Origin of the sequence: Pseudomonas sp. GM25 (assembly GCF_000282255.1) — a bacterium.
Lineage (GTDB): Bacteria > Pseudomonadota > Gammaproteobacteria > Pseudomonadales > Pseudomonadaceae > Aquipseudomonas > Aquipseudomonas aphyarum.
In genome coordinates this window covers 25,095-46,237 of record NZ_AKJQ01000014.1, presented here as the reverse complement: position 1 = coordinate 46,237, position 21,143 = coordinate 25,095, and the positions used below count along the sequence as shown (strand labels likewise).

At 60.8% G+C, this 21,143-nt stretch carries 21 protein-coding genes and 2 tRNA genes; 12 read left to right on the top strand and 11 right to left on the bottom strand.

Annotated elements, in window-relative coordinates; genetic code table 11:
* Positions 1-73: 73 nt before the first annotated feature.
* The 5 genes from PMI24_RS29740 to PMI24_RS05610 all read left to right on the top strand — a co-directional run bounded on the left by PMI24_RS29740 (position 74) and on the right by PMI24_RS05610 (position 2,074).
* Positions 74-505, top strand: coding sequence for a methyl-accepting chemotaxis protein (locus tag PMI24_RS29740; RefSeq protein ID WP_371857323.1), 432 nt, complete (start codon positions 74-76; stop codon positions 503-505).
* 87 nt (positions 506-592) lie between these two features.
* A complete protein-coding gene (locus tag PMI24_RS05620; RefSeq protein ID WP_007951743.1) occupies positions 593-1,192 on the top strand; it encodes a flavin reductase family protein in 600 nt (199 codons plus the stop codon).
* A gap of 92 nt (positions 1,193-1,284) precedes the next feature.
* Complete coding sequence (locus tag PMI24_RS29735) at positions 1,285-1,437, top strand: hypothetical protein (RefSeq protein ID WP_007951738.1); 153 nt, start codon at positions 1,285-1,287, stop codon at positions 1,435-1,437.
* A gap of 15 nt (positions 1,438-1,452) precedes the next feature.
* A complete protein-coding gene (locus PMI24_RS05615) occupies positions 1,453-1,845 on the top strand; it encodes a DUF2975 domain-containing protein (RefSeq protein WP_007951736.1) in 393 nt (130 codons plus the stop codon).
* Positions 1,846-1,852: 7 nt separating this feature from the next.
* Positions 1,853-2,074 (top strand): helix-turn-helix domain-containing protein, encoded by a 222-nt coding sequence (locus tag PMI24_RS05610; protein WP_007951734.1) that lies wholly within the window; start codon positions 1,853-1,855, stop codon positions 2,072-2,074.
* Between the two features lie 86 nt (positions 2,075-2,160).
* Here the strand turns inward: PMI24_RS05610 and ggt are convergent, their stop codons facing one another.
* Positions 2,161-3,993, bottom strand: coding sequence for a gamma-glutamyltransferase (gene ggt, locus PMI24_RS05605; RefSeq protein ID WP_007951732.1), 1,833 nt, complete (start codon positions 3,991-3,993; stop codon positions 2,161-2,163).
* A gap of 155 nt (positions 3,994-4,148) precedes the next feature.
* Between ggt and PMI24_RS05600 the strand changes: the two genes are divergently transcribed.
* Entirely contained in the window at positions 4,149-5,249 is a 1,101-nt protein-coding gene (locus PMI24_RS05600) for a DUF2817 domain-containing protein (protein WP_007951731.1), read from the top strand.
* An 84-nt stretch (positions 5,250-5,333) separates the two neighbouring features.
* Here PMI24_RS05600 and PMI24_RS05595 read toward each other — a convergent pair.
* Both PMI24_RS05595 and PMI24_RS05590 read right to left on the bottom strand, forming a co-directional pair.
* A tRNA-Met gene (locus PMI24_RS05595) sits at positions 5,334-5,410 on the bottom strand.
* Positions 5,411-5,525: 115 nt separating this feature from the next.
* On the bottom strand, positions 5,526-7,583 hold the full coding sequence (locus PMI24_RS05590; protein ID WP_007951730.1) for a methyl-accepting chemotaxis protein: 2,058 nt from the start codon (positions 7,581-7,583) through the stop codon (positions 5,526-5,528).
* Positions 7,584-7,916: 333 nt separating this feature from the next.
* On the opposite strand from PMI24_RS05590, the gene PMI24_RS05585 reads away from it, so the two are divergent.
* On the top strand, positions 7,917-9,134 hold the full coding sequence (locus tag PMI24_RS05585; protein ID WP_007951729.1) for an MFS transporter: 1,218 nt from the start codon (positions 7,917-7,919) through the stop codon (positions 9,132-9,134).
* Between the two features lie 63 nt (positions 9,135-9,197).
* On the opposite strand, the gene ychF is transcribed toward PMI24_RS05585, so the two are convergent.
* The 8 genes from ychF to PMI24_RS05545 all read right to left on the bottom strand — a co-directional run bounded on the left by ychF (position 9,198) and on the right by PMI24_RS05545 (position 16,122).
* Positions 9,198-10,298 (bottom strand): redox-regulated ATPase YchF, encoded by a 1,101-nt coding sequence (gene ychF / locus PMI24_RS05580; RefSeq protein WP_007951727.1) that lies wholly within the window; start codon positions 10,296-10,298, stop codon positions 9,198-9,200.
* Positions 10,299-10,320: 22 nt separating this feature from the next.
* Complete coding sequence (gene pth / locus PMI24_RS05575; RefSeq protein ID WP_007951726.1) at positions 10,321-10,905, bottom strand: aminoacyl-tRNA hydrolase; 585 nt, start codon at positions 10,903-10,905, stop codon at positions 10,321-10,323.
* 171 nt (positions 10,906-11,076) lie between these two features.
* Positions 11,077-11,679, bottom strand: a complete 603-nt coding sequence (locus tag PMI24_RS05570) for a 50S ribosomal protein L25/general stress protein Ctc (RefSeq protein ID WP_007951725.1) — start codon at positions 11,677-11,679, stop codon at positions 11,077-11,079.
* A gap of 141 nt (positions 11,680-11,820) precedes the next feature.
* Entirely contained in the window at positions 11,821-12,762 is a 942-nt protein-coding gene (locus tag PMI24_RS05565) for a ribose-phosphate pyrophosphokinase (protein ID WP_003171603.1), read from the bottom strand.
* 47 nt (positions 12,763-12,809) lie between these two features.
* A tRNA-Gln gene (locus tag PMI24_RS05560) sits at positions 12,810-12,884 on the bottom strand.
* A 37-nt stretch (positions 12,885-12,921) separates the two neighbouring features.
* The gene (gene ispE / locus PMI24_RS05555; protein ID WP_007951723.1) at positions 12,922-13,773 is read right to left on the bottom strand and encodes a 4-(cytidine 5'-diphospho)-2-C-methyl-D-erythritol kinase; all 852 of its coding nucleotides are present in this window, start codon (positions 13,771-13,773) and stop codon (positions 12,922-12,924) included.
* Positions 13,774-13,776: 3 nt separating this feature from the next.
* Positions 13,777-14,394 (bottom strand): lipoprotein insertase outer membrane protein LolB, encoded by a 618-nt coding sequence (gene lolB, locus PMI24_RS05550; RefSeq protein ID WP_007951721.1) that lies wholly within the window; start codon positions 14,392-14,394, stop codon positions 13,777-13,779.
* Positions 14,395-14,397: 3 nt separating this feature from the next.
* Entirely contained in the window at positions 14,398-16,122 is a 1,725-nt protein-coding gene (locus PMI24_RS05545) for a tetratricopeptide repeat protein (protein ID WP_007951720.1), read from the bottom strand.
* A gap of 182 nt (positions 16,123-16,304) precedes the next feature.
* Here PMI24_RS05545 and hemA point away from each other — a divergent pair, with 182 nt between their 5' ends.
* From hemA to murI, 5 genes are read left to right on the top strand one after another with little or no spacing between them, the layout of a single operon-like run.
* Positions 16,305-17,591 carry a glutamyl-tRNA reductase gene (gene hemA, locus PMI24_RS05540; RefSeq protein ID WP_007951716.1) on the top strand — a complete coding sequence of 429 codons (1,287 nt, stop codon included), beginning with the start codon at positions 16,305-16,307 and terminating at the stop codon, positions 17,589-17,591.
* A complete protein-coding gene (gene prfA / locus PMI24_RS05535; protein WP_007951714.1) occupies positions 17,588-18,670 on the top strand; it encodes a peptide chain release factor 1 in 1,083 nt (360 codons plus the stop codon). The genes hemA and prfA overlap by 4 nt, the downstream gene beginning before the upstream one ends.
* Positions 18,671-19,501, top strand: coding sequence for a peptide chain release factor N(5)-glutamine methyltransferase (prmC, locus tag PMI24_RS05530; RefSeq protein WP_007951712.1), 831 nt, complete (start codon positions 18,671-18,673; stop codon positions 19,499-19,501).
* Positions 19,495-20,250: a molybdopterin-synthase adenylyltransferase MoeB gene (locus tag PMI24_RS05525; protein WP_007951711.1), complete on the top strand. Its 756-nt coding sequence runs from the start codon at positions 19,495-19,497 to the stop codon at positions 20,248-20,250. Before prmC ends, PMI24_RS05525 begins: the two co-directional genes overlap by 7 nt.
* Positions 20,243-21,034: a glutamate racemase gene (murI, locus tag PMI24_RS05520; RefSeq protein ID WP_007951710.1), complete on the top strand. Its 792-nt coding sequence runs from the start codon at positions 20,243-20,245 to the stop codon at positions 21,032-21,034. Before PMI24_RS05525 ends, murI begins: the two co-directional genes overlap by 8 nt.
* Positions 21,035-21,143: the final 109 nt, after the last annotated feature.

Here is a 21,143-nt window from a genome sequence, read left to right as displayed (position 1 = left end):
CTACAGCACCTCCCTGCAAACCGATAGCACCGCCCAGCGCGGCACCCGTGTGGTGACTGAAGCGGTCAATGTGATGCGCGATCTGTCGAAGCACATGCAGACCGCCGGCGAGGGGATCGAGGCGCTGAACGAGCAATCCCAGGTGATCGGCACCATCGTCAAGACCATCAGCGGCATTGCCGAACAGACCAACCTGCTGGCGCTCAACGCGGCCATCGAAGCCGCTCGCGCGGGTGAGCAGGGCCGAGGCTTTGCGGTGGTGGCTGACGAGGTGCGGCAACTGGCTTCGCGCACCAGCCAGGCGACCGAAGAAATCGTCGGTGTGGTGCGCCAGAACCAGGACATGGCGCGCAACGCCGTGGCCCTGATGACCGACGGCAAGCAACAGGCCGAACAAGGGCTGGCGCTGGCGGCGGAGGCCGGTACGGTGATCGTCGAGATCCAGGACGGCGCGCAGAAAGTGGTGGATGCAGTCGGCCAGTTCGCCAACCAGTTATCCAGCTGATGCCGGTCAGGCGAAGGGATGGTTCACGGCCATCCCTTCGTTGTTTTTATCCCGCTACAATCGGCTCTTTTTCCCGGAGCAGATCCCATGAGCGAGTCCTTCCGTCGCCCGGTTCCCCTGAGCAAAGCCTACCGCCTGCTCAATCACGGGCCGACCGTGCTGGTCAGCGCCGCCCATGACGGGCAGCGCAACATCATGGCCGCGGCGTGGGCCATGCCGCTGGATTTCGAACCGCCGAAAGTCGCGGTGGTCCTCGACAAATCCACCTGGACCCGGCAACTGCTCGAGGCCTCGGGCACCTTTGTTCTCAACGTTCCTTGTGTGAATCAGGCTGACATCGTGCAGACCGTCGGCTCGACTTCAGGTCTGGAAATCAATCGCGATCAAGGTCAGGACAAGTTCCAGGCGTACGGCTTGAAGAGCTTCGCTGGCGAGCAGGTCGAGGCACCGATGCTGGACGGTTGCGTGGCCTGGCTCGAGTGCCGGTTGCTGCCGGAACCGCGCAATCACGAACAGTACGATCTGTTCTTGGCCGAGGTGATCGCGGCGCAGGCTGATTCGCGGGTGTTCAGCGATGGGCGCTGGCATTTTGAAGGGCACGATGAGCTGCGCACGCTGCATCACGTGGCCGGTGGCAACTTTCTGAAGATCGGTGATCCGGTGGTTGGTAAAAGTCTGGATGCCTGACGGTTATTAATGTTTTGCAGCAATTAATTATTGTTATTCGATAATTTTAATCGTTAGGGTGGCGCTCACATTCATTTTTGTGAGGCTTTCCCATGACCACCCACGGGCTCGTGCAATTCAGTCGGCGCATGGCGACGGTGACGTTGATCCTGATTGTCGTGATGCTGCTGCTCAATGCTGTCATATGGGCTTACCCACCGTTGGCGGAAAAGGAAGGCTGGGGGTTGGGGTTTGCGCTGACCTAGCGCCAGCTGTCACACATGGCCGACACCGCCACGCTGTTTCCGTGGTGGCAGAAGCTGGGCGGGATCGTGCTGTCGAGCATTCCCCTGCTGGCACTGGCGTCGGGCCTGAACCATTTGCGCCAGCTGTTTCAGAGTTACGCGCGGGGTGAGTATTTCGCCCGGGAAACAGCGGAGCATCTGGGCAAGGTCGGACGAGCCGTGGCGATCTGGGTGCTGCTGGATTTCCTCTGTGAGCCGATGCTCAGCCTGTGGGTCACCCAGAATGCGCCGGTCGGTGAGCGGCTGTTGACCCTGAGCATCACGGCTGCTTCGTTCGTCGCGTTGTTTCTGGCCGCATGCATTTCGATCATCGCGCGGATTCTGGCGCAGGCCAGTGAAGTCGATCGGGAAAACCGTACGTTTATTTGAGGTCCTCATGCCTATCGTGATTCAACTGGATGTGATGCTCGCGCTGCGCAAGGTCAAATCCAAAGACCTGGCAGCCGCCATCGGCATCACCGAGGCCAACCTGTCGCTGCTCAAACAGGGCAAGGTCAAAGGGCTGCGACTGGCGACACTGGATGCCATCTGCGAGTACCTCAACTGTCAGCCCGGGGATCTGCTGGTTCGGGTGGCGGGGGAGGAGGGTGACGCCTGAGGGTTTCGGTTGCTGGCAAATTGGATTCATGCACATACAAAAAAGGCTTACCTCTCGGTAAGCCTTTTTCAGTTGGCAGTGCTGATTCAATCCCCCAACGCCACCCCTTCACGCCGAGGATCTGCCCCACCTGACAGCGTTGCCTTCCCCTGAGCATCCTTGACCCGCACGATGGCCTGGGTGCCGCTGGTCATGTCGATTTCGTTGACGGTGTGGCCCTTGTCCTTGAGTGCCTGGATCAGCGTCGGGCTGAACTGGCCCTGTTCCAGCTCTGTCGGGCCGTTGCGGCTGCCGAAGTTGGGCAGGCTGATGGCGCTTTGCGGGTCGAGGTTCCAGTCGAGCAGGCCAACGGTGGTTTTGGCCACGTATTCGATGATCTGCGAGCCGCCGGGAGAACCGACGGTGGCGACGAACTCGCCGCTGTTGCGGTCGAAGATCAGGGTCGGCGCCATCGATGAGCGCGGGCGTTTGCCGGGCTCTACGCGGTTGGCGACTTTCTGTCCGTTCTCTTCGGGGATGAACGAGAAGTCGGTCATCTGGTTGTTGAGCAGGAAACCCTGAACCATCAGGTGCGAGCCGAACGCTGCTTCGATGGTGGTGGTCATCGAGACGGCGCCACCGAAGTCATCCACGGCCACCACTTGCGAGGTGGAAATGCGCAGCGGCGAGCGATCCGGCGCGTAGGCGACCTGCACGCCCGGCGGTGTGCCGGGTTTGGCTGTGCCCATGCTGCGTTCGCCGATCAGGCTGGCGCGGCTGGCCAAGTAACCCGGATCGACCAGGCCCTTGGCCGGCACCGGCACAAAGTCGGTATCGGCTACGTATTGCGCGCGGTCGGCGTAGGCCAGGCGCTCGGCTTCGGCGATCAGGTGCACGGCTTGCGGCGCAGGTTCGATGCCGGCGGGTTTATCGGTCTTCACAGGTTTGAGCGGCGTCAGGGACAGGCGCGGATCGCGGGTTTCCAGCGCCTGCAAGGTGCCGAGAATCTGCGCCACTGCAATTCCGCCCGATGATGGCGGCGGCATCCCGCAAACCTGCCAGCGTTTGTAGTCGGTGCACAGGGGCGCGCGCTCCTTGGCCTGATAGTGCTGAAGGTCGTTCAGCGACAGGCTGCCGGGGTTGGCGTGGCCCTGAACCTTGGCCACGATCTCTTCGGCGATCGGGCCTTTGTACAGTGCGTCCGCACCTTCGTTGGCGATGCGTTTGAGCACGGCGGCCAGCGCCGGGTTTTGCAGTCGCGTGCCGACGGCTTTGACGCTGCCATCGCTGTTCAGAAAGTACTTGGCCATGTCCGGCGAGCGGCGAATCACCGGGTCGGATTCCAGCAGCGAATGCAGGCGCGGGGAGATCGCAAAACCCTGCTCGGCCAGTTTGATCGCCGGTTCGAACAGATTGGCCCACGGCAAGCGGCCGTGCTTTTTGTGCGCGAGTTCCAGTGCACGCATCACGCCCGGTGTGCCGACGGAGCGTCCGCCGATCTGCGCCTGCGGGAACGGCATCGGTTTTCCATCGTCCTGCAGGAACAGCTTCTCGGTCGCACCGGCCGGTGCAGTTTCGCGACCGTCGTAGGTGCGCACCTGCTTGCCATCCCACAGCACGATCATCGCGCCGCCACCGATCCCGGAGGATTGCGGTTCGACCAGGGTCAACACGGCTTGCATTGCGATGGCGGCATCGATGGCGGAACCACCCTGACGCAACATCTCGCGACCGGCTTCGGCAGCCAGCGGATTGGCAGCGGCGGCCATGTGTTTTTCGGCGTGGCTGGCTTGCAGGCCGGTGCGGTAGCCGGAGGCGGCTTCCGGTGCCAGCGGCAGGGTCGAGGAGGGCGGGGCGTTGCAGGCCGTGAGGGCGATGGCGCTGACGATCAGCGTCAGGGCCGGCAGGCGAAAACGGTTCAGGGGCAGGGCTGGAAACACGCGGGGCTCTCCGTCCGTGGGATAAAAGTCTGACGGACTGTATCGGCCGACCGTGTACGACGCAAACCGCAGGTATCTTTGTCCTTCATGCCTTGGCGGATTTTCTGTAGGGTCATGGGCAAACGTGAAGCCAGAACAATCAACAAGAGGCCGCCATGCACAACGAGTTTCCGACCCAGCCCAGCTATCGCGAACAGCGCGAGCGCTTTCTTGCCGCCGCGAAGGGGGCGGGTGCAACGCTCTCCTCGTACGCGCATCCGCTCAATGGGCCGTTTGGCGAGCCTTTGAGTACCGATGTGGCGGTGCTGGGGAATCCAACGGCCAAACGGCGCCTGGTGGCGCTCAGCGGCACCCACGGGGTTGAGGGTTATTACGGTTCGGAGTGCCAGATGGATTGGCTGAAGCATTTCACGCCGGACTCGTTGCCGAAGGATGTAGCGGTCGTGATGATTCACCTGATCAACCCGTGGGGCACGGCGTGGCTGCGACGGGTCAATGAAGACAACATCGACCTCAACCGCAATCACCTGGATTTCAACCGAGCGCTTCCGGACAACCGCGCTTACGCCGAGCTGCATGACATCTATGCCTGCACCGACTTGAACGGTCCCGAGCGACAAAAGGCTGATGCCTTGCTCGATGCGCAAATCGCCGAGCACGGCTGGCCGGCTGTCATGTCGATTGTCGAGGGCGGGCAGCACAGTCATCCCGACGGATTGTTCTTCGGCGGGCTCGCGCCGAGTTGGTCGAATCGCACGCTGCATTCAATCATCGAGAATCATCTGGCCGGTGCTGAAACCGTGATGTGTTTCGACCTGCACACCGGCGCCGGCGAGTATGGTCATCCGATGTTGCTGACGATTACCCAGGCACCGTATCCGGCACTGACCCAGGCGCAGTCGATTTACGGTCCGTGGCTCTACACGCTGCACACTGGTGCCGAAACCTTGAGTGAAACCGGCGTTGCGGCAACCGCCACTGGGTACACCTCGCAGGCACTGCTCAATGCGCTGCCGAATGTGCAACTGATGCCGTTCGTGATCGAGTGCGGGACTTATCCGGGGCCGGACGTGCATCGTTACCTGCGCGACGATCACTGGCTGCATCTGCATGGCGATCCGCTGGGTGCGACGGGGCGCGAGATCAAACTGAATCTGCTGGAGCAGTTCTATCCCGCCGATCCGGACTGGCGAGCGATGGTCGGTTTGCGCACGCGGCAGATCTGGACGAAAGGGCTGGCGGCACTGGCCGGATAAAAGAAAATGCCGGCTGACGATGGCCGGCACTTTTCTCGAGGCATAAAAAAACGGCCTACCTTTCGGTAAGCCGTTTTTAGTACTTGGTGGCTACACAGGGACTTGAACCCCGGACCCCAGCATTATGAATGCTATGCTCTAACCAACTGAGCTATGTAGCCAAGTGGCGCGCATTATTCCCCTGAAATGGAAAAGCGTCAAGCGTAAATTTAAAATATTTCTTCTTATTTTCAACCGCTTATCCTCCCGCGCCGAAAATCGGGGCGGGAGGGGCTTTCATCGCAGCTGAAATCTCCCGGTATTCGCACTCAAGGCATGGCTGCCCTGACTCAAAGTGTCCGCCGCCAGGTTCACGGCCCGCGCGCCTTCGAGCAGACGAACCGCCGCTTGATCGACCTGCTGGATATTGCCGCTGACCTCATCGGCGGTGCTCGCCTGTTCTTCGACTGCCGTGGCGATCTGGGCGAGGGTGTCGGTGACGCTCTGCACGGCGCTGGCGATTTCCCCCAGGCGTTCGCCAAGTCCCGTGACCGCTTCCGCGTCCGATTGCGCCTGGCCGCACGCCGCCTCCATCAGGCTCACGGCTTCATTGACCGTGTTGCGCAGGCTGTCGACCGTACCGGCGATCTGCGCCGTGGACGATTGCGTACGTTGCGACAGGCTGCGCACCTCGTCGGCCACCACGGCAAAGCCACGACCTTGTTCCCCGGCGCGAGCGGCCTCGATGGCGGCGTTTAGCGCCAGCAAGTTGGTCTGTTCGGCGACGCCACGAATGGTATCGACCACCAGTTGAATCTGCTGCCCTTGCTCGCTGACCCGGCCGAGCGCTGCGGCAGTTTCGTTCAGACGCTGATTGAGCTGCTGGATGCTCGCCGTGGTGCGTTGACTGTCACGGCTGCTGTCGGCAGCGATGCGCCGGGTGTGCTGAGCGCTGCCGGAAGCCTGTTCGCAACTCTGCGCCACGCCTTGAGACGTCGCCGCCAGTTGCGTGGCCGCGGCGGCGATCTGGCTGATCTGCAATTGCTGCGCTTCGACTTCGCTGAGGGCACCGCTGGAGTGATCGTTGAGGCTGCGCACCGCGTTGCTCAGTTGCGAAGTCTCGTGATCGACACCCAGCAGGCTGGTGCGCAATTGCACCACCGCCACGTTGAGTGCGGTGCTGATCGAAGCCAATTCATCGCGGCCCACGACCGGCACTTGCAGGCTCAGATTGCCGTCGCGCAGGGCTTCGGCCAGCAGCGTGATGCCGCTGGCGCTGCGGCGGATCGAGGCTTGCAGGCAGACGAACAAATACAGCGCCGCCAACAACAGGAAACCGAAGACCGCCGCGACAATGATGAACTGACGAATCGCCGATCCGTGGTAGTCATCCAGCCGCTGATCCAGCGACACCAGCGATTGCTGGCGCAGCGTGGCGAGGTTGCCGAGCAGGGCATCGAGAGTGCGCTCGAATTCTTCAGGCTTGAGATTGATGCTGCCGCCGAACACGCCGTCATCCAGCACTTTCAGACCGGCATCCAGTTGTTTGAGGCTGTCGTGATATTGCCCGGCCCAACCTTGCAGGGCTGGCGGCAGACGCGCTTCGAGCAAGCCCGCGGTTTTCACCAACTGCTCGCGGGCATCGCCGATGCGGCTGCGCAGGTCACGCAGTTGCAGACGGCTTTGCAGGGTGAACTGGCCGGATACCACGGACGCCTGTCCAACGGCTGCCAGTCGGCCGACGCGTTCGATCAGGTCTGGCGCGTGCTGGGTGGAAATTTGTGTCAGCAGATAGGTTTCCAGCCAAGGCGCGAGGATCAGGCGATTGTCCATCGCGATCTGCTCACGCAACGCTTGCAGGGCGCTGAGGGCGTTGGTGAAACGGTCGTAACCGTCCGGCCACCAACCGACACCGGAAAGGCTTTTCGAGTCCAGACCATTGAGCGCGGCTTGCAGGGCCTGATAGCGAGTCAGGGTTTCACCTTCCGCGCCTTCGGCCTGCAAGGCATTGCCCAGCTCCAGGGTGGCCTGAGCAACGGCAGGTTGTACGCTATCGAAGGCGGCCATGGCCGCAAGGGTGGCGGGCGTCGGCTGGCGGTTGGTTTCCGTGGCGCGCCAGCGGGCGGCGCGGTCGCGCTGGGCGGCGAGCAGATTGTCGAGTGCATCGAGGGCGAGCAACTGCCGCACACCGGCACGTTCGCCGGCGATCAGGTTGAGTTTATCGCGATAGTCCTGGCCGATCATCAACAGGCTGCCGGCCAATGGCAGGATAAACAGCAGAAACAACAACTGGAATTTACGCGCGAAGCCAAACCGCCCCAGCAACCTGATCCCCGGTGATAAAAAAGCCTGCATGCCCCATGACTCCTCTGGACACCACGCACCATCGGCGTGCATCGCGGTCGTTGCGACCGGGATTGGTGCCCTGCTAAAAGGCCTCGAAAGTTCACCCTTGCCCGCTCTGTAGGCCGGCTCTGTAGCGAAACTTCCCATTCTCGATGCCCTTTGTAAGGGCGCCGCGTTCAAGCGGATAAGCAAGGCAAGATTCAGACCATGGCGTTGCGCTATCACTTGTGGCGCGACGACTGAATAGTTCGTTAGCTGGCTAAGGGGATGGCGCTGGCGCACCGAAAAATGGCACATTGACGCACCTGCCCGCGTGCACCCATCTGCAGTCCGGAAACTCCCATGGCTATCAGCAACGTTCAGACCGCCGCTGCCTCGGCGTCCGCTCCTCCACAAAGCAGCCCTTTGGTGATGCGCATCATTGGCGCGGTGGCGCTGGCGCATTTGATCAACGACCTGATCCAGTCAGTGCTGCCGTCGATCTATCCGATGCTCAAGGCCAACTATGGCCTGAGTTTCACCCAGGTCGGCCTGATCACTTTGACGTTCCAATTGACCGCTTCGCTGTTGCAGCCGTGGGTCGGTTATCACACCGATCGGCACCCGAAACCGTGGCTGTTGCCGGCAGGTTCCGTGTGCACGCTGATCGGCATTGTGATGATGTCGATTGTTGGCAGTTTCCCTCTTATCTTGCTGGCGGCGGCGCTGATCGGTATCGGCTCTTCGACCTTCCACCCCGAAGCTTCTCGTATCGCGCGGCTGGCGTCGGGCGGACGCTTCGGTCTGGCGCAATCGACGTTCCAGGTCGGTGGTAATGCCGGTTCGGCATTCGGTCCGTTGCTGGCAGCGGCGATCATCATTCCTTTCGGCCAAGGCAATGTGGCCTGGTTCGGGCTGTTCGCGGTGTTTGCGCTGTTCGTGCTCTATCGCATCAGCCGCTGGTACGCCCATCACCTGAACCTGTTCAAGCTCAAGGCCGGGCAGGCTGCCACTCACGGACTGTCGAAGGGCAGGGTGATCAGCGCGCTGGTGGTGCTCGGATTGCTGGTGTTCTCCAAGTACTTCTACATGGCCAGCCTGACCAGCTACTTCACGTTCTACCTGATCGAGAAGTTCGACCTGTCGGTGGCAAGTTCCCAGCTGCATCTGTTCCTGTTCCTCGGCGCGGTGGCGGCGGGCACATTCTTCGGCGGGCCGATTGGCGACAAGATCGGGCGCAAGGCAGTGATCTGGTTCTCGATCCTCGGCGTGGCACCGTTCACGCTGCTGATGCCGCATGTCGATCTGTTCTGGACCACTGTCCTGAGCGTGTTGATCGGTTTCATCCTCGCTTCGGCGTTCTCGGCGATCGTGGTGTACGCGCAGGAACTGGTGCCGGGCAATGTCGGAATGATTGCCGGGGTGTTCTTCGGTCTGATGTTCGGATTTGGCGGGATCGGTGCGGCGTTGCTCGGGCATCTGGCGGACATTCACGGCATCGAATACGTGTACTTCCTGTGCTCGTTCCTGCCGCTGTTCGGGGTGCTGGCGATCTTCCTGCCGAGAACCAAAAAGGCCTGACGGGCTGAATGTCAGGCACAAAAAAGCCGCGTATCAAACGCGGCTTTTTCATGGGTGCAGCTTTTACACGTTGAAGCGGAAGTGCATTACGTCGCCGTCCTTGACGATGTAATCCTTGCCTTCCAGACGCCATTTACCGGCTTCCTTGGTGCCTGCTTCGCCCTTGTACTGGATGAAGTCGTTGTAGGCGATCACTTCGGCGCGGATGAAGCCTTTTTCAAAGTCGGTGTGGATCACGCCAGCGGCTTGCGGTGCGGTGGCACCGACGCGGACGGTCCAGGCGCGGACTTCTTCGACACCGGCGGTGAAGTAGGTCTGCAGGTGCAGCATTTCGTAGCCGGCGCGGATCACGCGGTTCAGGCCAGGCTCTTCCAGGCCCAGGGCCTCGAGGAACATGTCTTTCTCTTCGCCGTCGTCCAGCTCGGCGATTTCCGCTTCGATCTTGTTGCAGACCGGAACAACCATCGCGCCTTCTTCTTCGGCGATGGCCTTGACCACGTCCAGGTGCGGGTTGTTCTCGAAACCGTCTTCAGCGACGTTGGCGATGTACATGACCGGCTTGGTGGTCAGCAGGTGGAAGCCTTTGATGATCGCCTTCTCGTCGGCGCTCATGTTCTTCATCAGGCTGCGTGCAGGCTTGCCTTCGCTGAAGTGCGGGATCAACTGCTCCAGCAGGGCCTTCTGGGCCACTGCGTCCTTGTCACCGCCCTTGGCGTTGCGTGCGACTTTCTGCAGTTGCTTCTCGCAGCTGTCGAGGTCGGCGAAGATCAGTTCCAGGTCGATGATTTCGATGTCGCGCTTCGGGTCGACGCTGTTGGAAACGTGGATCACGTTCTCGTCTTCGAAGCAGCGCACGACGTGAGCGATCGCGTCGGTTTCGCGGATGTTGGCCAGGAACTTGTTGCCCAGGCCTTCACCTTTCGATGCGCCGGCAACCAGGCCTGCGATGTCGACGAATTCCATGGTGGTCGGCAGGATGCGCTTCGGATTGACGATGGCCGCCAGGGCGTCCAGACGCGGATCCGGCATCGGCACGATGCCGCTGTTCGGCTCGATGGTGCAGAAGGGGAAGTTCTCGGCCGCGATCCCGGATTTGGTCAGGGCGTTGAACAGGGTGGACTTGCCGACGTTAGGCAGGCCGACGATGCCGCAATTGAATCCCATGGTGTTTCCCCTCGGATTAGAGTCAGGCCTTCTGGCTGTGCAGGTTTTTCATCGCGCGGTTCCATTCACCGGCGAGGATATCCGGCAGCACGCCGAGGGCAAAGTCGATGCTGGCATCGAGTTTTTCCTGTTCGGCGCGTGGCGCACGACCCAGGACGAAATTTGAAACCATACTGGCGACGCCCGGGTGGCCGATGCCGAGCCGCAGGCGGTGGAACGTATTCTGATTGCCCAATTGCGCAATGATGTCGCGCAACCCGTTGTGACCGCCATGGCCGCCGCCGACTTTGAGTTTGGCAACGCCCGGAGGCAGATCGAGTTCGTCGTGCGCCACCAGGATTTCTTCAGGCTTGATGCGGAAGAAACCGGCGAGTGCCGCCACGGCCTGGCCGCTGCGGTTCATGTAGGTGGTGGGAATCAGCAGACGAACATCCTGACCCTGATGCGAGAAGCGCCCGGTCAGGCCGAAATACTTGCGATCGGCCACGAGATTCACGTTCTGTGCGTGGGCGATGCGCTCAACAAAAAGGGCCCCTGCGTTATGCCGGGTCTGCTCGTATTCAGCGCCTGGATTTCCCAGGCCAACGATCAGTTTGATGGCAGTCACGATAGGGGCCCTTCCTTTGAGTGGTGGATAACATCGCCGCGATCAGGGAAGGCGGCGAAAGTGGACGAAAAATGCTCATTTACCATGGATGTAAACTCCGCGTTCCCGCCCGCTTTCTCGCTACGTTCCAGTCCGCGATGTTACCTGCTCACTCAGGCATGACAGAGTGAATTACTCTGCTGCGCCTTCTTCGGTAGCTTCTGGAGCAACACGTGGAGCGTGGACGTTGGCAACAGCCTTGTCATCGCCGTGTGCCAGAGCAACGAACTCGACACCTTTAGGAGCTTTGAGGTCCGACAGGTGAACGATGGTGCCGATTTCAGCGTTAGCCAGGTCGACTTCGATGAACTCAGGCAGATCTTTTGGCAGGCAGGAAACTTCGATCTCGGCAACAACGTGCGAGATTTCGCCGCCTTTCTTCACTGGAGCAGCTTCGTTGATGAAGTGCACAGGAACGATAGCGGTCAGTTTCTGGCCAGCTACAACGCGTACGAAGTCAGCGTGCATCACGTGGCCTTTGGCCGGGTGACGTTGCAGAGCCTTGATGATCACGTTTTGCTTGGTGCCACCAACGTTCAGTTCGATAACGTGGCTGTAGGCAGCTTCGTTTTCGAGCAGTTTGGCAACTTCTTTGGCCAGCATGCTGATGGATTCAGGGGCTTTGTCGCCACCGTAAACAACAGCTGGAACCAGGGCGGCGAGACGACGCAGGCGGCGGCTCGCACCTTTCCCCAGGTCGGAACGCGCTTCAGCATTCAGAGTAAAATCGTTCATTTTGTATCTCCAAAATAGCCATGACCGAGTGGCGTTTGCGACCAGCGCCGAACACGGTATGGGCAAAAAAGCCCCGCCCCGGCAGGAATGCCGGGGCGGGGCGCTTTTCGTCAACGAGACATTTCGAGAAGGGCAGGGCCCTTAACGGAACATCGCGCTGATCGATTCTTCATTGCTGATGCGGCGAACCGCTTCGGCAACAACCGGTGCGATATCCAGTTGGCGGATACGTGCACAGGCTTGTGCTGCAGCGGACAGCGGGATGGTGTTAGTGACCACCAGCTCGTCCAGCACGGAATTTTCGATATTCTCGATGGCCCGACCCGACAGCACAGGGTGTGTGCAGTAGGCAAAGACCTTGGCTGCGCCATGCTCTTTCAGGGCCTTGGCCGCGTGGCACAGAGTGCCGGCGGTATCGACCATGTCATCGACCAGAATGCAGGTACGCCCTTCGACATCACCGATGATATGCATCACTTCAGAGTGATTGGCTTTCTCACGGCGTTTGTCGATGATCCCGAGATCCACGCCCAGGGACTTGGCAACGGCACGTGCACGCACGACGCCACCAATGTCCGGGGACACGATCATCAGGTTCTCGAAGCGCTGATCTTCGATGTCATCCACCAGAACCGGGGAGCCGTAGATGTTATCTACCGGAATATCGAAGAAACCCTGAATCTGGTCAGCATGCAGATCAACCGTGAGAACACGGTCGATGCCGACTACGGTGAGCATGTCAGCAACGACTTTCGCGCTGATAGCCACACGTGCGGAACGCGGACGGCGATCCTGACGGGCATAACCAAAATAAGGAATAACAGCAGTGATACGAGTAGCCGAGGAGCGGCGGAAGGCATCAGCCATCACTACCAGTTCCATCAGGTTATCGTTGGTCGGAGCGCAAGTCGGCTGAATAATGAAGACGTCTTTACCGCGAACGTTTTCATTGATCTCGGCTGTAATTTCGCCGTCGGAGAATTTACCGACAGAGATGTCACCGAGAGGGATATGCAGCTGACGTACGACACGCCGAGCCAGATCGGGGTTAGCGTTCCCCGTAAAGACCATCATCTTGGACACGCGCAGTACCTGAAGGCTGAGGGTATACCTGGATGAGTATAGGAAAATGGCAGGGGCGGCTGGATTCGAACCAACGCATGGCAGGATCAAAACCTGCTGCCTTACCGCTTGGCGACGCCCCTGTATCTGTTGCTTGCAAGTGCCGGGCACTTGGTTCCTTTAGAGCAGACTTTGCAGCTTGCGATGCAACATCGAAACGTTGCTTCCTTTCGCTACAAACCCTGTAAGGGTCTCTGTCAGAAGGGCCGAGACTTTATCAGCTTCAGCTTTGCTTGGGAAGCCCCCAAACACACAACTTCCAGTTCCGGTGAGTTTTGCTTCGGTAAAATTACCTAACAAATTCAATGCGTTACGTACTTCTGGATAACGCCTCGATACCACCGGCAAGCAGTCATTTCGACTGTTTCCCTCGGGAACGGGGCGCACTTTAATGGGCGGCGTGTTACGTGTCAACAATGGATCTGAAAAAATTTCTGCCGTACTAACAGAGACTTGCGGAACGAGCACGACATACCACGGTTCGGCGGGCTCGACCGGGGTCAGTTTCTCGCCGACACCTTCGGCAAAAGCCGCATGGCCACGCACGAACACCGGCACGTCCGCGCCCAGTGTCAGGCCCAGTGCAGCCAGGCGATCTTCATCCCAACCCAGTTGCCACAAATGATTGAGGCCGAGCAGAGTGGTGGCCGCGTTCGAGCTGCCGCCACCGATGCCGCCGCCCATCGGCAGGATCTTGTCGATCCAGATGTCGATGCCGAGCGAGCAGCCGGATTGTTCCTGGAGTTTCTTCGCCGCGCGCACGATCAGGTTGCTGTCGTGAGGCACGCCGTCGAATTCGGTGTGCAGGCGGATCACGCCGTCGTCACGCACGGCAAAAGTGATTTCGTCGCCGTAGTCGAGGAACTGAAAAAGCGTCTGCAACTCGTGATAACCGTCTTCACGGCGACCGAGAATGTGCAGCATCAAATTGAGTTTGGCCGGCGAAGGTAAAGTGAGGCGTGGAGCGGTCATGCGTTATTGCCCCAACTTGCGCGGTTGCCAGGTCTTGATGACCAGCGTCACGTCCAGATCGGTGCCGTGCAGTTTGATCCGCTCGGGCAGCCAGTAACCGTTCTGTTCGGCATAGCTGAGGTATTCGACCTGCCAGCCATCCTGATCCAGATTGGCCAGACGGCTGTTGCCGTCCAGGGTCAGACGGCTTTTGCTGTCCGGTGCCGGGAGGCCGCGAACCCACCAGGCCAGATGCGAGACCGGCAGTTTCCAGCCCAGTTGTTCTTCGACCAGTGCTTCCGGAGTCGGCGCTTCATAGCGGCCCTGATTCGCCACTTCCAGCGACACCGCACCCGGGCGACCGGTCAGTCGCGCCGCGCCACGACCCAGCGGGCCGGACAGACGGATGTCGTAGTAATCCTGACGTTGCAGCCAGAACAGCGTGCCGCTGCCCGAATCTTTCGGGGCGCGAATGCCGATCTTGCCGTCGATCTGCCAGCCGTCGAGGCCGGTCAGGTGTTGTTTGTTCGCGGCCCACTGTGCCGGATTGCCGTGGCCTTCGACCGATTCACGGGCGCCGAAGCCCGCGCAACCGGCGAGCAGGGCGATGAAGCTGAAAACTATGACGTGGCGCAAAAACATGAGTTAAAGAGTCTCGGATCCGGTCAGGCGCTTGATGGTGCTGCGCAGGATGGTGCTGTCAGGCTGGTCCTTGAGGAACTTGCCCCAGATTTGTTTCGCTTCGCGCTGCTTGCCCTTGGCCCACAGCACTTCGCCCAGGTGCGCCGCGACTTCGTGATCGGGGAAGCGCTCGAGGGCCTGACGCAGATATTTCTCGGCGTCTTCCAGATTGCCCATGCGGAAATTCACCCAGCCGAGGCTGTCGAGCACCGCCGGGTCTTCCGGGTTGATCTGGTGCGCCTGCTCGATCAGCGCCTTGGCTTCAGCGTAGCGGGTGGTGCGGTCGGACAGGGTGTAGCCGAGGGCGTTGAGGGCCATGGCATTGTCCGGATCGCGCTTGATGATCAGGCGCAGGTCTTTTTCCATCTGCGCCAGATCATTGCGTTTTTCCGCCTGCATCGCGCGGGTATAAAGCAGGTTCAGATCGTCCGGGTACTGCTGCAACGCTTGTTGCAGGACTTTCCAGGCCTTGTCGCCCTGATTGTTGGCGGAGAGGGTTTCGGCTTCGATCAGGTACAACTGGATCGCGTAGTCCGGCTGTTCGTCACGCTCGGCGGCCAGTTTGCTCTGGGCTTCGGCGGTCTTGCCGTTGTTCATCAGAATGTCGGCCTGACGAAGTTGCGCCGGCAGATAGTCGTTGCCCGGGCCAACCTGGGCGTACTCGATAAGCGCACCTTGCGGGTCGTTACGTTCTTCGGCGATGCGGCCCAGGTTCAGGTGTGCCGAGTCGACATGGCTTTCCCGGGCGATCAGGTCTTCCAGATAACCCTTGGCCTCGTCCCAGGCCTTGGCTTCCAGGCAGACCAGCGCCAGCGAATAACGCAGTTCGTCATCTTCCGGGTATTGCTGAACCAGGGTGGAGAACTCGACCTTGGCGTCGTCCATCCGGTCCTGTTCTACCAGCATCCGCGCGTAGGTCAGGCGCAGGCGCTTGTCGTCCGGATACTTTTTGATGCTTTTTTGCAGCAGCGGCAGCGCTTCGTCGCCGCGATTCAGTCCTTGCAGCAGGCGTGCACGCAGCAGAATCGGGGCGATCTCGCCGTCTTCCGGCGGATTGTCTTCGAGCAGGGTCAGCGCACCTTGGGTGTCGCCATCCTGCTGCATCAGCAGGGCCTTGCCGAAAATCAGCTGATTGTTGTTCGGGTGACGCTGCAACAGGCGGTCGAAGCTTTTCATCAGGCCGTTGCGGGTTTCCTGATCGGTGTCGGCGGCCGACAGCGCGAGGAAGTCGAAATGGGTATCGCCCTTGCCCTGCAGGACTTTCTCCATGTAGACCATCGAGTCGTCATAACGCCCGGCGCGAGCCAGTTGCACGGCGGCGGCGCGTTGCGCTTCGAGATCGTCCGGGGCGTTTTTCGCCCAGATCAGCGCGGTATCGAGGGCCGGCTGATCGGCGCCCAGGTACTCGGCGATGCGGAAGGCACGCTCGGAAACGCCCGGATCCTGGGTGTTGATGGCCTGGGTCACGTAGTTGTCCAGGGCAATGTCGAAACGATTGCGCTGGCCAGCGAGTTCGGCGCTCAGCAGGCTGAACACCGTTTCCTGGCTGAACGAGCTGTAAACCTTGGGCTTTTCAGGGGCCGGCGTGGTGTCTTCGACCGGTGAGGCACCGTCCTGCGAAACGGGGGCCAAGGCCTGGCAGCCGCTGAGGAAGACAAAAGCGAGGAGCAACGCGGAAGATCTATTCATATAGGAAGAGGACGACTAACCTGCGGTCGGATCATCATGACACAAGCCTTCGGCCAAACATAACCGAGTCTCGATTGTGGCCATTATAGGGGCCGACAATTGGGACAATAGTCAGCGGTAGTTGTTCTGAATCTGACGAAGTAGGACAATTGCCGGCTTCACGTCACCATCAGCGACCTTGAATGGCCTTCCTTGCACTCGGTATCAACCACAAGACTGCTTCAGTAGACGTCCGCGAGCGCGTGGCCTTTACCCCTGAGCAGCTGGTGGAGGCCTTGCAGCAGCTCTGCCGACTCACCGACAGCCGCGAAGCTGCGATCCTCTCCACCTGCAATCGCAGTGAGCTGTATATAGAACAGGATCAGCTTTCGGCCGATATCGTGCTGCGTTGGCTGGCCGACTATCACCATTTAAGCCTCGATGAGCTGCGCGCGAGTGCTTATGTGCATGAAGATGATGCGGCAGTTCGTCACATGATGCGCGTCGCCTCCGGGCTCGACTCGCTGGTGTTGGGCGAACCGCAGATTCTCGGCCAGATGAAATCGGCCTACGCCGTGGCCCGCGAGGCCGGCACCATCGGGCCGCTGCTCGGGCGACTGTTCCAGGCGACCTTCAATGCCGCCAAGCAAGTGCGTACCGACACCGCCATCGGCGAAAACCCGGTGTCCGTGGCGTTTGCTGCCGTCAGCCTGGCCAAACAGATTTTCAGCGACCTGCAACGCAGCCAGGCCCTGCTGATCGGTGCCGGCGAGACCATCACCCTGGTCGCCCGCCATCTGCATGAGCTGGGGGTCAAGCGCATCGTGGTCGCTAACCGGACACTGGAGCGCGCCAGCCTGCTGGCCGAGCAGTTTGGTGCCCACGCGGTGTTGCTCTCGGACATCCCGGCCGAACTGGTGCGCAGCGACATCGTCATCAGTTCTACCGCCAGTCAGTTGCCGATCCTCGGCAAGGGCGCGGTGGAAAGCGCCCTGAAGCTGCGCAAGCACAAGCCGATCTTCATGGTCGACATTGCCGTTCCCCGTGACATCGAGCCAGAAGTCGGCGAACTCGACGACGTTTACCTCTACAGCGTCGACGATCTGCACGAAGTGGTCGCCGAAAACCTCAAGAGCCGTCAGGGTGCAGCGCAGGCGGCCGAAGAGATGGTTTCGGTCGGCGCCGACGATTTCATGGTGCGCCTGCGCGAGCTGGCAGCGGTCGACGTACTCAAGGCCTATCGTCAACAGAGCGAACGCCTGCGCGACGAAGAACTGCAAAAGGCCCTGCGCCTGCTGGCCAACGGCGGCAACGCCGAAGACGTGCTCGGGCAACTGGCCCGTGGCCTGACCAACAAACTCCTGCACGCCCCGAGCGTGCAGTTGAAAAAGCTTTCTGCCGAAGGCCGCCTCGATGCGCTGGCCATGGCTCAGGAACTCTTTGCCCTCGAGGGCTCACCGGATAGCTTTTCGGATAAAAAACCGCAATGAAAGCGTCACTGCTCAATAAGCTGGACATTCTCCAGGACCGTTTCGAGGAACTGACCGCGCTGCTCGGCGACGGCGAAGTCATTTCCGATCAGACCAAGTTCCGCGCCTATTCCAAGGAATACGCCGAACTTGAGCCGGTGGTACAAGGCTATAAAAAGCTGCTCGGTGTACAAAGCGATCTTGAAGGCGCACAGGCGCTGCTCAAGGACAGCGATCCGGACATGCGTGAAATGGCCGTGGAAGAAGTCCGCGAAGCCAAGGAATTGCTGATCACCCTGGAATCCGACCTGCAACGCATGTTGCTGCCCAAGGATCCCAACGACGGGCGCAACGTGTTCCTCGAAATCCGCGCCGGCACCGGTGGCGACGAGGCGGCGATCTTCTCCGGCGACCTGTTCCGCATGTACTCGCGTTACGCCGAACGGCGTGGCTGGCGGGTGGAGATCCTCTCGGAAAACGAAGGCGAACACGGCGGCTATAAAGAAGTCATCGCCCGCATCGAAGGCGACAACGTTTACGGCAAGCTGAAATTCGAATCCGGCGCGCACCGCGTACAGCGTGTACCCGCCACCGAATCCCAGGGCCGTATCCACACCTCGGCCTGCACCGTGGCGGTATTGCCCGAGCCGGACGAGCGTGAAGCCATCGAGATCAACCCGGCGGATTTGCGCGTCGACACTTACCGCTCCTCCGGGGCCGGTGGTCAGCACGTCAACACCACCGATTCGGCGATCCGCATCACCCACATACCGACCGGCACCGTTGTCGAGTGCCAGGAAGAGCGTTCCCAGCACAAGAACCGTGCCCGGGCGATGGCCTGGTTGGCGGCCAAGCTCAACGACCAGCAGACGGCTGCAGCGGCCAACGCCATCGCCAGCGAACGTAAATTGCTGGTGGGTTCCGGTGACCGCTCCGAGCGTATCCGCACCTACAACTTTGCCCAGGGCCGGGTCACCGACCACCGCGTCAACCTGACCCTGTATTCCCTCGATGAAATCCTCGCCGGTGGCGTCGAAGCGGTGATCGAGCCGTTGCTGGCCGAATACCAGGCCGACCAGCTCGCAGCGATAGGTGAGTAAATGACCATCATCGCCAGCCTGTTGCGCGCCGCCGAACTGCCGGACTCGCCCACCGCGCGTCTGGACGCCGAATTGCTTCTGGCCGCCGCGCTGGGCAAGTCGCGCAGTTTTCTCCACACCTGGCCCGAGCGCATCGTGCCCAGCGAAGCCGCACTGGTCTTCGCCGAGTACCTGCAACGTCGTCGCAGCGGCGAGCCGGTCGCGTACATTCTGGGTCAGCAGGGTTTCTGGAAACTGGATCTGGAAGTCGCGCCGCACACGTTGATCCCGCGTCCGGACACCGAACTGCTGGTGGAGGCTGCGCTGGAATTGCTGCCGGCGACCCCGGCTAAAGTTCTCGACCTCGGCACCGGCAGCGGGGCGATTGCCCTGGCCCTGGCCAGCGAGCGCCCGGCGTGGAAGGTCACCGCCGTGGATCGCGTGCTGGAAGCCGTGGCCCTGGCCGAGCGCAATCGCCAGCGCCTGCACTTGAACAACGCCACGGTGCTGAGCAGCCACTGGTTCAGCGCCCTCGAAGGCAAGCGTTTCGAGCTGATCATCAGCAACCCGCCGTACATTCGCGCCGCGGATCCGCATCTGGTGGAAGGCGATGTGCGTTTCGAGCCGGAAAGCGCCTTGGTGGCCGGCATCGACGGGCTCGACGATCTGCGTCTGATCATCGCCCAGGCGCCGGCTCATCTGGAGGCCGGTGGCTGGCTGATGCTCGAACACGGCTATGATCAAGCCGAAGCCGTGCGCGATCTGCTGCTGACGCAAGGTTTCGAAGAAGTCCACAGCCGCACCGATCTGGGCGGCCATCAACGGATCAGCCTGGGGCGCCTGCCGTGCTGAATGATCAGGAATTGTTGCGCTACAGTCGGCAGATCCTGCTGCAACACATCGACATCGATGGCCAGTTGAAGCTCAAGGACAGCCGGGTATTGATCGTCGGCCTCGGTGGTCTCGGTGCGCCGGTGGCGTTGTACCTGGCGGCGGCGGGTGTCGGTGAATTGCACCTGGCGGATTTCGACACGGTCGACCTGACCAACCTGCAGCGCCAGATCATCCACGACACCGACAGCGTCGGCATGACCAAGGTCGACTCGGCGCTCAAGCGCCTGAGCGCGATCAATCCTGAAATCAAGCTGGTGCCCCATCGTCAGGCACTGGACGAGGACTCTCTCGCCGCAGCCGTGGCGGCGGTGGATCTGGTGCTCGACTGCTCGGACAATTTCTCCACCCGCGAAGCGGTCAACGCCGCATGCGTGGCGGCGCGCAAGCCCTTGGTCAGCGGCGCCGCGATCCGCCTCGAAGGACAGCTTTCGGTGTTCGACCCGCGTCGTGCCGAGAGCCCGTGCTACCACTGCCTGTACGGTCACGGCAGCGAAGCCGAACTGACTTGCAGCGAAGCCGGCGTGGTCGGGCCGCTGGTCGGTCTGGTCGGCAGCCTGCAAGCGCTGGAAGCCTTGAAGTTGCTGGCAGGATTCGGCGAACCGCTGGTGGGGCGTCTGCTGTTGATCGATGCGCTGGGCTCGCGATTCCGTGAGCTGCGGGTCAAGCGCGATCCGGGTTGCAGCGTCTGTGGTTCGCAGCATGCGTGAAGCGCCGATTGCCGTCTTCGATTCCGGCGTCGGCGGCCTGTCGGTGCTGGCGGAAATCCAGCAACTGCTACCGAATGAATCGCTGCTGTACCTCGGCGATTGCGGCCATATTCCTTATGGCGAGAAAACCCCGGAATTCATCCGCCAGCGTTGCAGCGTGATGGCCGGTTTTTTCCGCGAGCAGGGTGCCAAGGCGCTGGTGATCGCGTGCAACACCGCGACCGTGGCCGGCGTCGCCGATCTGCGCCGGGACTTTCCCGAGTGGCCGATTGTCGGCATGGAGCCGGCGGTCAAACCGGCCGCCGCCGCCACCCGCAGCGGCGTGGTGGGCGTACTCGCCACCACCGGCACCTTGCAGAGTGCAAAGTTTGCAGCGCTGCTCGATCGTTTTGCCACGGATGTACGGGTCATCACTCAACCGTGCCCCGGACTGGTCGAGCGGATTGAAAGCGGCGATCTGCATAGCGCCGAGCTGCGTGCATTGCTCAAGCACTACATCGATCCGCTTCTGGCCAACGGTTGCGACACGATCATTCTGGGCTGCACCCACTATCCGTTTCTCAAGCCGATGCTCAAGTCGATGATCCCCGAGAGCATCAGCCTGATCGACACCGGCGCGGCAGTAGCCCGCCAATTGCAGCGGCTGCTGGCCGAGCGGGATCTGCTCGCCGAAGGGCCGAACCGACCGGTCAGATTCTGGACCAGCGCTGATCCCGCGTCTTTGCGCAAGACCCTCGCCCTGCTGGGTCAAGTCGATGGCGACGTCGAAAAATTCACCTTGTAAAAAAAATGTGAAATATCTAAAAAGTCAGCTGAACTTCTGACCAAGCGCAGATTTCTATAGCGCAGAGTGACCTAGAAAACCAAACGATCGTTCCGGAAAAGGAAGTTTC

Excerpts from the sequence above, each read along its gene's own strand:
- PMI24_RS29740 (WP_371857323.1), top strand. The coding sequence starts at position 74 with ATGCGCGATCTGTCGAAGCACATGCAGACCGCCGGCGAGGGGATCGAG.
- PMI24_RS05620 (WP_007951743.1), top strand. The coding sequence starts at position 593 with ATGAGCGAGTCCTTCCGTCGCCCGGTTCCCCTGAGCAAAGCCTACCGC.
- PMI24_RS29735 (WP_007951738.1), top strand. The coding sequence starts at position 1,285 with ATGACCACCCACGGGCTCGTGCAATTCAGTCGGCGCATGGCGACGGTG.
- PMI24_RS05615 (WP_007951736.1), top strand. The coding sequence starts at position 1,453 with ATGGCCGACACCGCCACGCTGTTTCCGTGGTGGCAGAAGCTGGGCGGG.
- PMI24_RS05610 (WP_007951734.1), top strand. The coding sequence starts at position 1,853 with ATGCCTATCGTGATTCAACTGGATGTGATGCTCGCGCTGCGCAAGGTC.
- PMI24_RS05600 (WP_007951731.1), top strand. The coding sequence starts at position 4,149 with ATGCACAACGAGTTTCCGACCCAGCCCAGCTATCGCGAACAGCGCGAG.
- PMI24_RS05590 (WP_007951730.1), bottom strand. The coding sequence starts at position 7,583 with ATGCAGGCTTTTTTATCACCGGGGATCAGGTTGCTGGGGCGGTTTGGC.
- PMI24_RS05585 (WP_007951729.1), top strand. The coding sequence starts at position 7,917 with ATGGCTATCAGCAACGTTCAGACCGCCGCTGCCTCGGCGTCCGCTCCT.
- ychF (WP_007951727.1), bottom strand. The coding sequence starts at position 10,298 with ATGGGATTCAATTGCGGCATCGTCGGCCTGCCTAACGTCGGCAAGTCC.
- PMI24_RS05570 (WP_007951725.1), bottom strand. The coding sequence starts at position 11,679 with ATGAACGATTTTACTCTGAATGCTGAAGCGCGTTCCGACCTGGGGAAA.
- ispE (WP_007951723.1), bottom strand. The coding sequence starts at position 13,773 with ATGACCGCTCCACGCCTCACTTTACCTTCGCCGGCCAAACTCAATTTG.
- lolB (WP_007951721.1), bottom strand. The coding sequence starts at position 14,394 with ATGTTTTTGCGCCACGTCATAGTTTTCAGCTTCATCGCCCTGCTCGCC.
- PMI24_RS05545 (WP_007951720.1), bottom strand. The coding sequence starts at position 16,122 with ATGAATAGATCTTCCGCGTTGCTCCTCGCTTTTGTCTTCCTCAGCGGC.
- hemA (WP_007951716.1), top strand. The coding sequence starts at position 16,305 with ATGGCCTTCCTTGCACTCGGTATCAACCACAAGACTGCTTCAGTAGAC.
- prfA (WP_007951714.1), top strand. The coding sequence starts at position 17,588 with ATGAAAGCGTCACTGCTCAATAAGCTGGACATTCTCCAGGACCGTTTC.
- prmC (WP_007951712.1), top strand. The coding sequence starts at position 18,671 with ATGACCATCATCGCCAGCCTGTTGCGCGCCGCCGAACTGCCGGACTCG.
- murI (WP_007951710.1), top strand. The coding sequence starts at position 20,243 with ATGCGTGAAGCGCCGATTGCCGTCTTCGATTCCGGCGTCGGCGGCCTG.